Source organism: Micromonospora sp. HM5-17 (genome assembly GCF_003762835.1).
Lineage (GTDB): Bacteria > Actinomycetota > Actinomycetes > Mycobacteriales > Micromonosporaceae > Plantactinospora.
This window is the reverse complement of record NZ_RJWA01000003.1, coordinates 68,155-80,894: the sequence shown is the minus strand read 5'-3', so window position 1 is coordinate 80,894 and position 12,740 is coordinate 68,155. Positions and strand designations below refer to the sequence as shown.

Annotated in this window: 15 protein-coding genes; 4 read left to right on the top strand and 11 right to left on the bottom strand. The window is 73.8% G+C overall.

Features of this window, described 5'->3' with window-relative positions:
• Positions 1-29 precede the first annotated feature (29 nt).
• Positions 30-806, top strand: a complete 777-nt coding sequence (locus tag EF879_RS09785; protein WP_123557117.1) for an SDR family oxidoreductase — start codon at positions 30-32, stop codon at positions 804-806.
• A gap of 92 nt (positions 807-898) precedes the next feature.
• On the top strand, positions 899-1,684 hold the full coding sequence (locus EF879_RS09780; RefSeq protein WP_123558300.1) for a class I SAM-dependent methyltransferase: 786 nt from the start codon (positions 899-901) through the stop codon (positions 1,682-1,684).
• A gap of 27 nt (positions 1,685-1,711) precedes the next feature.
• Here the strand turns inward: EF879_RS09780 and EF879_RS09775 are convergent, their stop codons facing one another.
• Entirely contained in the window at positions 1,712-2,800 is a 1,089-nt protein-coding gene (locus EF879_RS09775) for a UDP-N-acetylmuramate dehydrogenase (RefSeq protein ID WP_123557116.1), read from the bottom strand.
• Between the two features lie 64 nt (positions 2,801-2,864).
• Here EF879_RS09775 and EF879_RS09770 point away from each other — a divergent pair, with 64 nt between their 5' ends.
• Positions 2,865-3,629, top strand: coding sequence for a maleylpyruvate isomerase N-terminal domain-containing protein (locus tag EF879_RS09770; protein ID WP_123557114.1), 765 nt, complete (start codon positions 2,865-2,867; stop codon positions 3,627-3,629).
• Between the two features lie 220 nt (positions 3,630-3,849).
• Here EF879_RS09770 and EF879_RS09760 read toward each other — a convergent pair whose 3' ends face one another.
• From EF879_RS09760 to EF879_RS09715, 10 genes are all read right to left on the bottom strand, one after another.
• Positions 3,850-4,704 carry an EI24 domain-containing protein gene (locus tag EF879_RS09760; RefSeq protein WP_233604358.1) on the bottom strand — a complete coding sequence of 285 codons (855 nt, stop codon included), beginning with the start codon at positions 4,702-4,704 and terminating at the stop codon, positions 3,850-3,852.
• Between the two features lie 42 nt (positions 4,705-4,746).
• Positions 4,747-5,484 carry an alanyl-tRNA editing protein gene (locus tag EF879_RS09755; RefSeq protein ID WP_123557110.1) on the bottom strand — a complete coding sequence of 246 codons (738 nt, stop codon included), beginning with the start codon at positions 5,482-5,484 and terminating at the stop codon, positions 4,747-4,749.
• A gap of 165 nt (positions 5,485-5,649) precedes the next feature.
• Positions 5,650-6,537, bottom strand: a complete 888-nt coding sequence (locus EF879_RS09750) for an alpha/beta fold hydrolase (RefSeq protein WP_123557108.1) — start codon at positions 6,535-6,537, stop codon at positions 5,650-5,652.
• The gene (locus tag EF879_RS09745) at positions 6,534-6,848 is read right to left on the bottom strand and encodes a DUF2516 family protein (RefSeq protein ID WP_123557106.1); all 315 of its coding nucleotides are present in this window, start codon (positions 6,846-6,848) and stop codon (positions 6,534-6,536) included. The genes EF879_RS09750 and EF879_RS09745 overlap by 4 nt, the downstream gene beginning before the upstream one ends.
• Positions 6,849-6,916: 68 nt before the next feature.
• A complete protein-coding gene (locus EF879_RS09740; protein ID WP_123557104.1) occupies positions 6,917-7,564 on the bottom strand; it encodes a hypothetical protein in 648 nt (215 codons plus the stop codon).
• 2 nt (positions 7,565-7,566) lie between these two features.
• Complete coding sequence (locus EF879_RS09735) at positions 7,567-8,208, bottom strand: helix-turn-helix domain-containing protein (protein ID WP_123557102.1); 642 nt, start codon at positions 8,206-8,208, stop codon at positions 7,567-7,569.
• Positions 8,209-8,374: 166 nt separating this feature from the next.
• Positions 8,375-9,334 carry an asparaginase gene (locus EF879_RS09730; protein ID WP_123557100.1) on the bottom strand — a complete coding sequence of 320 codons (960 nt, stop codon included), beginning with the start codon at positions 9,332-9,334 and terminating at the stop codon, positions 8,375-8,377.
• A gap of 48 nt (positions 9,335-9,382) precedes the next feature.
• Complete coding sequence (locus EF879_RS09725; RefSeq protein WP_123557098.1) at positions 9,383-10,222, bottom strand: 3-keto-5-aminohexanoate cleavage protein; 840 nt, start codon at positions 10,220-10,222, stop codon at positions 9,383-9,385.
• A 74-nt stretch (positions 10,223-10,296) separates the two neighbouring features.
• Complete coding sequence (locus EF879_RS09720) at positions 10,297-11,409, bottom strand: folate-binding protein YgfZ (RefSeq protein WP_123558298.1); 1,113 nt, start codon at positions 11,407-11,409, stop codon at positions 10,297-10,299.
• Positions 11,406-11,837 (bottom strand): Fur family transcriptional regulator, encoded by a 432-nt coding sequence (locus tag EF879_RS09715; protein WP_123557096.1) that lies wholly within the window; start codon positions 11,835-11,837, stop codon positions 11,406-11,408. The genes EF879_RS09720 and EF879_RS09715 overlap by 4 nt, the downstream gene beginning before the upstream one ends.
• A gap of 44 nt (positions 11,838-11,881) precedes the next feature.
• Here EF879_RS09715 and EF879_RS09710 point away from each other — a divergent pair, with 44 nt between their 5' ends.
• Positions 11,882-12,727, top strand: coding sequence for an aminotransferase class IV (locus tag EF879_RS09710; RefSeq protein ID WP_123558296.1), 846 nt, complete (start codon positions 11,882-11,884; stop codon positions 12,725-12,727).
• Positions 12,728-12,740: the final 13 nt, after the last annotated feature.

The window sequence follows — 12,740 nt, the reverse complement described above, 5'->3', positions numbered from 1 at the left end:
CCCGCACCAGGCTGGGCCAAAATGTCCCGATGACTCCTGTCGCGATCGTCACCGGCGCGTCCAGCGGGATCGGTGCCGCCACCGCCCGCCGACTCGCCACCGAAGGCTTCCACGTCGTCGCCGCCGCCCGCCGCGCCGACCGGCTCGACGCGCTGGTCAAGGAGATCAAGGCCGCCGGCGGTCAGGCGACCGCGCAGGTCTGCGACGTCACCTCCGACGAGTCGGTGGCGGCGCTGGCCGCCACCGTACGCGCGCTTCCCGGGCCGGTCACCCTGCTCGTCAACAACGCCGGCGGTGCCCGCGGCCTGGACCCGATCGAGCTGGGGTCGATCGCCGACTGGCAGTGGATGTACGACGTGAACGTCCTCGGCACCCTACGGGTCACCCAGGTGCTGCTGCCGCTGCTGGAGGCCTCCGGCGCCGGCACCGTCATCGTGCTCAGCTCGACCGCCGGCCTCGTCGTCTACGAGGGTGGGGGCGGCTACACCGCCGCCAAGCACGCCCAGACCGCGCTCGCCGAGACGCTGCGGCTGGAGCTCTGCGGCCGGCCGATCCGGGTGATCGAGATCGACCCGGGCATGGTCCGGACCGAGGAGTTCGGGCTGGTCCGATTCGGCGGCGACGCCGAACGGGCCGCCGCGGTCTACGCGGGGGTGGCCCAGCCGCTGGTCGCGGACGACATCGCCGACTGCATCGCCTGGTGCGCCACCCGGCCGCACCACGTCAACGTCGACCGGCTGGTGGTCCGCCCGCTGGCCCAGGCCGCCCAGCACAAGGTGCACCGGGTCGGCGGTTCCCGGAGCTGACCGGAGTGTCGGCCGCACGGCACCCCACGCCGGGCGCCGACCCCCGGACGTCCCACCCGCCCGGCACCGGCTTTCGGACGCCCGGCCGGCCGATCGGCGCGGTCACCCGGGGGACCACCCATCCCAACCGGCTGCGCCGGGTGGACAACTGGATCGTCGCGGCCTGCGGAGACCTGCTCCGCGACGCGGCCGACCCGCTGGTCGTCGACCTCGGCTACGGGGCCAGCCCGGTCACCGTCGTCGAGCTGCGCGCGCGCCTGGCCGCAGCGGTCCGGCCCGACGTCCGGGTGGTCGGGCTGGAGATCGACCCGGTCCGCGTCGCCGCCGCGGCGCCGGCCGCCGACCCGCCGGGACTCGCCTTCCGGCGGGGCGGGTTCGAGCTGGCCGGCCTCCGTCCGGTGCTGGTCCGCGCGTTCAACGTGCTGCGCCAGTACGCCGAGCCGGAGGTCGCGCCGGCCTGGCGGATGATGACGGAGGCGCTGCAACCGGGCGGGGTGCTGGTCGAGGGAACCTGCGACGAGCTGGGCCGGATCGCCGGCTGGGTCCTCGTCGACGCCACGGGCCCACGTTCGCTGACCCTGGCCGCCCGGCTCTCCACACTCGACAGTCCGGCGGTGCTCGCCGAACGCCTGCCGAAGGCGCTGATTCACCACAACGTCCCCGGAACCGGGGTACACGCACTGATCAGCGCCCTGGAGGACGGATGGCGGGCCGCGGCGCCGTACGCCACCTTCGGGCCCCGGCAGCGCTGGCGCCGCACGATCGAGGCGGTCCGGGCGGCCGGCTGGCCGGTACTGGACCGGCCGGCCCGGTGGCGGCTCGGCGAGGTCACCGTCGCCTGGTCCGCCGTGGCCCCGCCCGCGACGACGCAAGGGTGACCCCGACAGGTTGGCGGCCCGAGCCGCTCAGAGCGCGCAGTTCACCAGGACCGGCTCGGGGTGCAGGGTGACCCCGAATCGGGCGTGGACCCCGTCGCGGATCTCCCGGGCCAGGGCCAGGAGGGCAGTGGTCGATCCGTCGCCCTGGTTGGTCAGGGCCAGGGTGTGCTTGGAGGAGATCGCCACCCCGCCGGCCCCCCGATAGCCCTTGGGAAATCCGGCCTTGTCGATCAGCCACGCGGCACTGACCTTGACCGTGCCGTTCGTTCCCGGCCAGGACGGGGGCTCACCCAGCTCGGCGGCGCGCTCTCGCAGCGCCAGGTACGCGGCCTGGTCGAGCACCGGGTTGGTGAAGAACGATCCGACGGACCGGGTGTCCGGATCGGCGGCGTCGAGCACCATTCCCTTCCCGGCCCGCAGCGCCCGAACCGCCGCCCGGGCCTCGGCCAGCGGCACCCGGTCGCCGACCTCGACCCCGAGCGTCCGGGCCAGTTCGGCGTAGCGCACCGGGGCGGAGAGGGGCGAGCGGAGCAGCCGGAAGTCGACGCTGAGCACCGCCCAGCGGTCGTTGTGCTTGAAGACGCTGGCGCGGTAGCCGAAGCCGCACTCCCGCGGCGTCATCCAGACCACGTCGCCGGTGACCCGGTCATACGCCTCGACCGCGGTCACCGTCTCGGCGACCTCCTGCCCGTACGCCCCGACGTTCTGGATCGGGGTGGCCCCGGCCGAACCGGGGATGCCGGAGAGACACTCCACCCCCGACCAGCCCGCCTCGACGGTGGCGGCCACCAGGTCGTCCCAGGGCTCGCCGGCCGCGACCCGGACCGTCACCGTCTCGTCGTCCTCGGCCACCACCCGGAACCCCCGGGTCCGGACCAGCAGGACGGTGCCGGGAAAGCCCTCGTCCGCGATCACCACGTTGCTGCCACCGGCGAGCACCAGAATCGGCTCCTGGCGTGAGCCCGCTTCACGTATACTCTGCACGATTTCGGCATTTTGCGTGGCGGTGACCAGTTCCCCGGGCGCCCCACCGAGCCGCAGCGTCGTATAGCTGGCCAGCCGTTCGGGGCCGGCGGAGTTCGTGGCGCTTGTCAATCGGGCATTAACGTCTGGCACACCATTCACCCTAGGCTGGAAGGCGGCCCGGGCGGTGGCGGCCCGGTCCTACGGAGGGATCGTCATGAGCAGCAGGTTGCACGGCAGCAAGGACTTCTGGCTCGCGGCGCTCCGCGCCGAGGGGCCGTCCTTCGGCGCGGCCATCTCCGAGGCGGCACTGGACATCCGGGTCCCGTCCTGTCCGGAATGGACCATGATTGATCTGGTCCACCACCTCGGCTCGATCTACCAGTGGGTCCACGGCGTCGTCACCCGCGGCACCACCGAGGCGCCGCCGCGCCGCACGGTACCGGAGGGACTGCCGACCGGCCCGGCGGCGGTCGAGTGGTGGCGGGAGCAGTTCGACCAGCTCATGGCGGCGCTGGATCGGCTCGACCCGGAGGCGCCGGCCTGGAACTGGGCGCCGCAGCCGAAGAAGGTCGCCTTCTGGCACCGTCGGATGGCGCACGAGACGGTGGTGCACCGCTGGGATGCCCAGATGGCGGTCGCCACCGGCGAGCCGATCGAGGCCAAGCTGGCGGCGGACGGAATCAGCGAGGTGCTGGACACCTGGCTGCCGGCGGGGCGGCGAGCCCTCGACCAGGGCTGGTACGGCGTGGTCCAACTGGTGGCGACCGACGCCGGCCAGGAGTGGTACCTCCGGCTGCGCGGTACCGGCGTCGCGCTCCTGGACACCGGTACCATCCTCGACACCGACGATCACCACGCCCGCGCCCACCTCTCGGGCACGGCCAGCGACCTCCTGCTGGCCCTCTGGGGCCGGCTGGGCCTCGACACCCTGGACGTGGCCGGCGACGCCGACCTGCTGGACGGGCTCCGGGTCGGCTGACCGAACAGCGCCGACCACCGTGTCGGCGGCCGTGGTGTCGCCAGCCGCGGTGTCGCCGGCGGTCGCGGTGTCGGCCGCCGGCCCACGCCCGCGGTACCCGGCGAGGATCGCGGGACCGCCGCGCCGGTGGATCGCCCCGCCACCACGCGGCGACGAGGTGGCGGGGTGCACGATGGCGTCGATTCGCCGCGCGGTCATCCCGCCCGGGACGAGCACTCCCTCACGATCCTCTGGCGGGCGAACCTTTGGCGGGCGAACCAGCCGGCGTGGGCGCCGCCCGGTCGAGCGGCTGGTTCAGGATGCGGCGGGACAGCAGCGCCGCACCGGTCACCGCGGCCGGCATCAGCAACACCGCGCCGAGCGGGATCAGGAAGCACACGAAGACCGCGACCCCGAAACCGAGCGCGAGCGGACGGTGTTCCCGGAGCACCCGACGTCGATCGTCCAGCCGCATGCCGCGGCGGTAGAACGGCACCCCCACCAGCTCGACGGCGAGGAACCATCCGCCGATCAGGGCGGCGATCACCGGTACGACGACCTGTCCGACGATCGGAATGAACCCGGCGACGAAGAGCGGGATGCCGATCAACGCCGACCGGAGAACCAGCCGGAGCGAGTCGACGATGCTCCGGAGCAGGGAGCGCCACCACGGCACCTCCACCTCATTCGGGACTCCGCCGTACCAGGCCTCCACCCGTTGCGAGATCGCCTCGTAGAACGGGTCCCCGATGACCAGGGTCACCGCGGTGAAGGTCAGCGCCCCGAGCAGTCCGCCCAGGCCGACGATGGCGAGCCCGGCGATCAGCCGGGTGCCGGTCCGGGTCCAGCCCGACCAGTCGTCGGCGAACGGGGTGACCAGCTCGGCGAGGTCGGCGGCGTAGTAGACCAGCGCGACGAACCCGGCGAGGTAGAGGGTCCCGGAGATCAGCGCGGGCACGACGCCGAGCAACACCAGGCCGGGATTGCGGACGTAGCTGCCAAGGCCCCGGAAGAACAGGCCGACGCCGGTGGTGAAGTCGGAGACGAACCGGCCGGCGCGGCCGGCCGTGGCGTGGCCGACGGTGGGGGTATACACGCCGGGAAGCGTAGTGGGATGGCGGGGCATCGGGATGTCGGCTCAGCTGACGAGCCGGAGCCGTACCCGGCGGTTGGCCCGCCCCTTGCTCTCCACCTTGACCACCTGGATCTTGCCGATCTGCGCGGTCGAGGCGACGTGCGTCCCGCCATCGGCCTGGACGTCGAGGCCGACGATGTCGACGATCCGGATCTCCTGCTCGTCTGGCGGAATCAGGTTCGACTGGGTCCGGATGATGTCCGGCAGGGCCAGCGCCTCCTCCCGGGGCAGCACCCGAACCGCCACCGCCCGGTCAGCGGCGATCTCGGCGTTGACCAGCTCCTCCAGCCGTGACTTGAAGTCCGGCGGGACCTCCGGCAGATTGAAGTCCATCCGGGCCTCGCCCGGCTCCATGTTGCCGCCGGTGACCAGCGCGCCGAAATCGCGGAACACCACGCCGCAGAGCACGTGCAACCCGGAGTGGGTCCGCATCAGCAGCGTACGCCGCTCGTCCTCGACAGCGCCGGTGACCGTCGCGCCGACCGGCGGCAGTGGGTCTCCCTCCGCGGGGACGAGGTAAAGATCGTCACCCTTGCGGGTGCCGACGATCCGGGTCTGCACCCCCTGCCAGAGCAGCACCCCGTGGTCCGGCGGTTGCCCGCCACCTCCGGGGTAGAACGCCGACCGGTCCAGCACGATCCCCTGCTCGGGGTCGGAGGCGAGGACCGTGCACTCCCACTGCCGCAACGTCGGGTCGACGAGGTCGAGACGGCTCGTCCGGCCGTGTTGATAGACACCCACGGAGCGCCACGTTACCCCGGTCGGTGGCGGCCCCGGCACCGTGCGCGGCGCGCCGGCGAGACCCGGACGGCGCCGACGTTGACGAGCCGCCACACGGACGGTCGGCGGTGGAGCGGGCACGGCGTACCGGCTCGGGCCGCGCCGGTCAGGAGCCGCGCAGGCCGGCTACCGGTTGAGGAAGTCGGAGATCCGCTCCCGCAGGTCGGCGCGGTGACTCCAGAACAGCCCGGGTCGGTCGTACACGTGGAGGGTGGCGGCCGGCAGCGCGGCGGCGAGCTGTTCGGCGACCGCGACCGGATGCAGCTCGTCGCCGGCGCACCCGATCACCAACGCCGGGGCCCGGACGGCACCGAGGTCCCCACGCCGCCGGATCGCCACCTGGCCGGGCAGGCCGGCCAGCCCGTCGCCGAGGCCGTCGCGGGTAAGCTGGTCGACCCGCTGCCGCAGGTAGGCCCAGCCGGTCGGGGTGTTGCGCCACGCCGGGGGGACCTCGGCGGCGACCGCCTCGGCCACCGCGGCGGCGTCACCGGAACGGACCGCGGTGAGCAGCTCGCCGAGGCGGCGCCGGGCCGCGTCCGGCCGGGGTTCGTCGAGTACGGCGGGGAGCACGAAGACCAGCCGCGTGAACCGATCCGGGCTCTCCCAGAGCAGTCGGCACAGCGCCCCGGCGCCGAGGCTGACGCCGAGGGCCCGGGTCGCCCCACCGAGGTCGGCAATGGCCCGCAGGTCCCGGGCCAGGTCGGCGTAGCTCCAGCCACCGGGCGGGGAGTCGGAGCGGCCGTGGCCGCGGAACTGGAAGAAGATCTTGCGCCCCGTGACCGCGCTACCGAGCGGCCGAGTGGTCGCGATGCCGGTGCCGAGGCCGTGCGCGAAGACGGTGACCGGCTCGCCGGTGCCGGTCACCAGCCGCTCCAGGCGTACGCCGTGCGGTGTGGCGACCAGCTCGGTCTGGGGTTCGGGCAGGACAGGCCTGCCGGTGCGCGGCGCGCTCGGCCCCGGGCCGTACGTCCGTGGTCCGCCGTCGGGCGGCGGCGGCCAGCGGAAGTCCCTCACCAGAAGCCTTTGCCGTCGGTCAGGTCCCGCAGCCCCACCCGGACGTCAAGGAGGTAGATCAGCGCCGCGGCGATACCGATCAGGGCGAAGAGGCTGATCGGCCCGCGGAGCAGCAGCGTGAGCACCAGGCAGACGGCCAGGATCGCGATCCAGGCACCCTTGGGAAGGGTGCCGATCGCCGGAAAGGCATCCGAGCGCTGGGTCATGCAGTGCACGAGGGCGACGCCCTGGATCACCAGGGCGAAGACCGTCAGCACCAGGTCGATAACGAAACGGACGTCGTCGAAGAAGAGCGGCGCGCCAGTGGCCATGGCGTGAAGCTTATGCCCGCCACCCCGGGTGTGTGCCACTTGCCGCACGCACCCGGGGTGGATGGTGGCTACTCGGCGTTGGTCCGGCGGGTCCGCCTGGTAGTGGCCGGGCGGGTCGACGTCGCCGTCGTACGCCGCCTCGACGTCGCCTTCTTGGCCGGCGTGGGGGCGGTCTCGGCCCGCTCCGCCACCTCGGCCGGGCTCGGGGTGTCGGACGCCGTCGACGCGCCGGTCGCGGTGTCGGCGGGCGCCTCGGTCGCGCTCATGTCGGCGTTGACCGTGTCGGCGGCGCGGACGACGCCGGAGCCGACGACCCGCTCGCCCCGGGCAACGAGTTCACCGTAGACGGCGAGCGCCCGCTCCTGTGCCGCCTGGGCACCGGCGACCACCGCGGCGGCGTTGCGGATGGTCGCCTCGCGCAGCCGGTCAAGGTCGAAGTCGCGACCGGTCGCGCGCTGCCGCAGCGTCGACGGGGTGGTGTTGCGCAGCGTCAGGACGGCCCTGTCCCGCAGCTCGGCGGTGGTGGCTCGCGCCTTCTCCCGCAGCTCGGCGGTGGTGGCGACGGCCTTCTCGCGCAGCTCGCTCCGGGTCGCCTCGTCGCCGAGCCTGCTCACCACGGCGGGAAGCCGGCGGAGCTGCTGGTAGGCGAGGTCGCCGGCACCGGCGACGGCATAGAGCGGGCCAGGAATGCGGGTGGTACGGGGCAGGGTGGGCATCTCTACTTCTCCTCGTCAGGGGCCGAGGCGGCCGGCGGGGCCGACGGGGCCTGGGCGGCCGCCTTCCTGGCGGTCCTCTTCGCGGGTGCACCCGTCGAGGTGGGCTCGTCGTTCGACCCCGAGGGTGTGGTGGGTGGCGGGGCAGCGGCACCGGTTTCGGTCACCGCCACGGACTCGAGCACGGCGTCCGCCGGGGACTCCCCAACGACGTCACCGGAACCGGTGGCGGTCGGGGCGGTGGCCCCGGGACCGGTTGCCGGGGCGCCGGCCGCGTGCCGGTCGGCTTCCGGGTCGGCGTTTCGGAGGTTCTCCCGCCGGAACGTCTCGTAGATCTGGCTCAACGACTGCTTCTGCGGCATCGTGAGGTCAGGGTCGGCCGCGATGGCCGCCAGCACCCCCTGGCCCTCCCGGTCGTCGAGCAACCCCGCACGCAGGTACATGACCGGGGTCGAGACGCGCAGGGCACTGGCCAACTGCTGGAGCACCTCGGCGCTCGGCTTGCGCAGCCCACGCTCGATCTGGCTCAGGTACGGGTTGCTGACCCCTGCCTGTTGGGCGAGCTGGCGCAAGGAGATCTTCGCACTGCGCCGGAGGTCGCGGATGAACCCACCGATGTCGCGGGGAAGGTCCTTCGGGTTGGCCATAGCTCGACGGTAGCCCGCCCCGCTTGCAGCTGCAAGCAAATCGCTAGCGACAGTTAGCGGGATCTCCGGTCCGCCGTGACGATGTGCTTGCCGGCGCGGTTCCGGCGTGACGATGTGCTTGCCGGGGCGGTGCTCCTCAGCGACCGGTGGCCCGACCGGACGCCCCTCACCAGCGGCTGCGGAGCGAGCCGACCGAGGCGCCGCCGCCGTACAGTGGCTCCTCGGCCACCTCGTCGAGCAGCGGCGCGGAGACACCCAACCGACGCAGGGCGGAGACCAGGGCGGGACGGCGGGCCCGCCCGGCGCCGTCGTCGATCTTGACAGCCACGGCACCGACCCCGGGCAGCGCCGCCGCGACGACCCCCTCCGCGCCGCTCTTCGCCAGCAGCCCCGGAATCCCGGCCATCATCCGGGTGTCGTCGGCGCCGGTCCCGGCGACCAGCTCCGGGTACGCCCGCATCGCGTCGGCGACGGTCCGGGCCACCGAGCCGGGCTCGGCGGAGACCAGCCGCAGGTACGCCCGCGCCAGACCGGTCAGTGAGACCGCCAACACCGGCGCCCCGCACCCGTCGACCCCGACCGCCGCCACGTCCTCGCCGGTGAACTCCTCGACCACCGTCCGGATCCGCCGCTGCAACGGGTGCTCCGGCTCCCAGTACCCCTCGACCGGCCAGCCCGCGACCAGGCAGGTGAGCAGCATCCCGGTGTGCTTGCCCGAGCAGTTCATCCGGATCCGGCTCGGTCCGCCACCCGCGGCGAGCACCGCGGCCCGGGCATGGTCCGCGTACGGGAGGTCGGGCGGGCAGTGCAGCGCGTCCTCGGTCAGCCCGCCGGTCCGCAGCAGGGCGCTGATCCGCGCGACGTGGAACTCCTCCCCGGCGTGGCTGGCGCAGACCACGGCCAGGTCGGCTGGGTCGGCCACCCGCAGCCCGGACCGCAGCATCGCGATGGCCTGCATCGGCTTGTTCGACGACCGGGGGAAAACCGGCCCGTCGACGTCACCCGCCGCCGCGACCAGCGTCCCGGCCGGGTCGAGCACCGCCACGGAACCGTGGTGCACCGACTCCACGAAACCCGACCTGACCGCCTCGATCAGCGGAATCCCGCCCCGATACGCCTCGCCCACGATCCGGGACGGTACCGACCGTCCCGGACCCGGGTCGCGCCGGCCCCCCTACCGGGCCACGGCGAGTCCGAGCAGCTCACGGGCCTGCGCCGGACTCAGCGGAGGCCGCTGGGCGAGCTGCGCCGCGCCGACCGCCCGGGCCACGAGCTGCATGTTGGACTCCACCGGCCGCCCCTTGGCCCAGGTGAGGGTGTCCTCCATCCCGACCCGCAGGTGCCCGCCGGCGGCGAGCGAGGCGAGCAGCACCGGGACGCTGCTCCGCCCGATGCCGGTCGCCGAGAACGTCGTGCCGGCCGGAAGGTCACGCAGCGCCTGGACGCAGGCGACCAGCGCCTCGATCGTCCCGGGCATCCCCCCGGGGACCCCCATCACGAAGTCGACGTGCACGTGCCCGCCGGCCGGCAGGCCGTACCGGTCGAGCAGGCGGCGCAACGTGGCCAGGTGGCCAAGGTCGAAGATCTCGTACTCGGGGAGAATGCCCCGGTCCTGCATCCGGGTGTGGAGCTCGACGATGAACTCCCACCGGTTGAGGAAGACGTCGTCGCCGAAGTTGACCGTCCCCATCGTGCAGGAGGCCATCTCCGGGCCGGCGTCGAGCACCGCCAGCCGGTCGGCCTCCGGATCGGTCACCGCCCCGCCGGTGGAGAGCTGCACGATCAGGTCGGTGTTCTCGCGCAGCGCCGCGACCGTTGCCCGGAGCCGACCCAGGTCGAGGGTGGGGCGGGCCTCATCGTCCCGGATGTGGACGTGGATCACTGCGGCGCCGAGCGCCTCGCACTCCTTCGCGGTCAGCAGCAGCTCATCCAGGGTCACCGGCAACGCCGGCACGTCCGCCTTGGCCGACTCGGCCCCGGTCGGGGCGACCGTGATCAACGTCCCTGTCGTCATGTCCGGATCCTAGTCCCGACCAGCCAGGTCCGGAATCCGGCGGAACGGGGGGATCCGCCCCGGCTACCGTGTCGTCACTCCGGGTCGATCGCGGCGGCGGTGCCGTCGACCATCAGCCGCGCGTCGTCCGGCACCGAGCGCTTCAGCACCGCGAGCGCGACCGGGCCCAGCTCGTAGTGCCGAACCGCCGTACCGACGAAACCGACCGGTCGGCCGTCGACCGTCACCGGGGTGCCGACCGTCGGAAGCTGGTCGCTGGTCACCCCGTCCAGGTGCAGCAGGACCAGCCGACGCGGCGGGCGGCCGAGGTTGTGCACCCGGGCCACCGTCTCCTGACCGCGGTAGCAGCCCTTCTCCAGGTGTACGGCCGAACCGACCAGCCCGATCTCGGCCGGGATGGTCCGGTGGTCGGTCTCGAAGCCGACCCGGGGCAGCCGCGCGGCCACCCGCAGCGCCTCGTACGCCCACAGCCCGGCGACCGGGGTGCCGGCGGCGGTCAGCTCGCCGACCACCTCCGCCATGCCGGACCGGGGCACCAGCAGGTCGACCCCGAGCCGAACCCGACGGGCCCAGCCGCCGGCCGGCAGCGGACGGACGTCGTACAGGATGGAGGGGCGGGGCGGCACGGAGCCGGCGGGGAACCGTGGACCCGGCACCGGCAGCGCGTCGGGCTCGGCCAGCCCGGTGACCCCGAGCACCGCGACCGCCTCGGCAGCCCGCGGCCCGACCAGCGACAGCAGCGCCCTGTCGGCGGTCGCGTCCCGAGGATCAACCCGGGTGAAGAAGCGCATCTTCTCCAGGTACGTCAGCAGGCCGCCGGTGTCGCCCGGCTCGGTGTCCAGCCACGCGGTCTCGCCGTCCTCGGCGACCATGGCGTGCTGCTCGATGTGCCCGTGCGGGGAGAGGACCAGCAGCTCGCTGCCCTGCCCGGCACGCAGCTGCGCCAGGTGCTGGCTGGTCAGGGTGTGCAGCCAGCCTGCCCGCTCCTCACCGGGGACCGCGATCACCCCGCGGTGCGAGCGGTCGACCAGGCCGACCTCCGTGGCGAGCAGCCGCTGCTCGCGCATCGGGTCGCCGTAGTGCGCGGCCACCGGGCGTACCCCGGCGGCGGCATGCTCCGGTGCCGGCCGGTCCCGGGTCTGCTCGTCGATCGCCTCGACGGCCACCGCGCCCGCAACGTCGATCATCCCCGCCGCTCCCCGCACTCGGTCCGACCACAGACGCCGAACAACGCCACGTGCCCGATGTCGACCTGGAACCCCCGCTCCGCCGCCAGTGTGTCGGTGACGGGCCGGAACAGCTCCGGATCGACCTCGTCCACCGCCCCGCAGTTCCGGCAGACCAGGTGCACGTGGGCGTCCTCGCCCACGCTGTGGTACGTCGGTGACCCGTGGGACAGGTGCGTATGGGTAACCAGTCCGAGGCGTTCGAGTAGTTCCAGCGTCCGGTAGATCGTGGTGATGTTCACTCCGGCGGCGACCTCGCGGACGGCCGCGTGCACCTGCTCCGGCGTGGCGTGCCCCAGTTCGAGCACGGCGTCCAGGATGAGCTGACGCTGCGCGGTCAGCCGCAGGCCGCGGGAACGCAGCATCTCCGCCAGTGAGGAATCCGACACTGTCAAAGCATAGTGCGACCGGTGGCCGACTACCCTCGGTGGGCGTGTCTGGCCGGCGGATCGTCGCGGTACTGGGCCGGGGCGTGGTCCCGGCCGACGAGCCGGTGCTCCGGGCCGACGACCGGGGTGCGCTCCACGGCGACGGGCTCTTCGAGACGATGCACGTCCGGGACGGGCGGCCCTGGCTGGCCGCCGAGCACCTGGCCCGGCTGGCCCGGTCCGCGGCCGCCCTCGACCTGCCGCTGCCGGAGACCGCCGCCCTCCGCGAGCTGCTCGACACCGTCTGCGCCGGCTGGCCGGCCCGGACCGAGGGGGCGTTACGCCTGGTCTGCACGCGGGGGCCCGAGGACGGCGGCTCGGGCACCGTCTACGCGACCCTCAGCGAGGTGCCCGAGCCGGTACGCCGAGCCCGCCGTACCGGGATCACAGTGGCGACCCTGCCGCTGGGGGTGACCGCCGACGCCCGGCACGGCCGGCCGTGGCTGCTCGCCGGCCACAAGACCACCTCGTACGCCCCGAACCAGGCCGCCCGACGCTGGGCGGCGGCGAACGGCGTCGACGACGTCCTCTGGATCTCCACCGACGGCTACGCCCTGGAGGGTCCCGGCGCCAGCCTGGTCTGGCTCGCCGGCGACACTCTCTGCACGGTGCCGGCCGACACCGGGATCCTGCCCGGGATCACCGCCGACTGGCTGCTCGGCCGGGCCGCCGCGCTCGGCTGGACCGCGGCGCGGCGGCGGGTCTCCCCGGCCGAACTCCGGCGGGCCGACGGCGTCTGGTTCACCTCGTCGGTACGCGGCCTGGCCGAGATCCGCGCGCTGGACGGCATGCCGCTGCCCGCCTCGCCGCACACCGCCACCCTCCGCGCCCTCCTCGGCTTTGAGGTGTGAGGAAGGGCCCCTT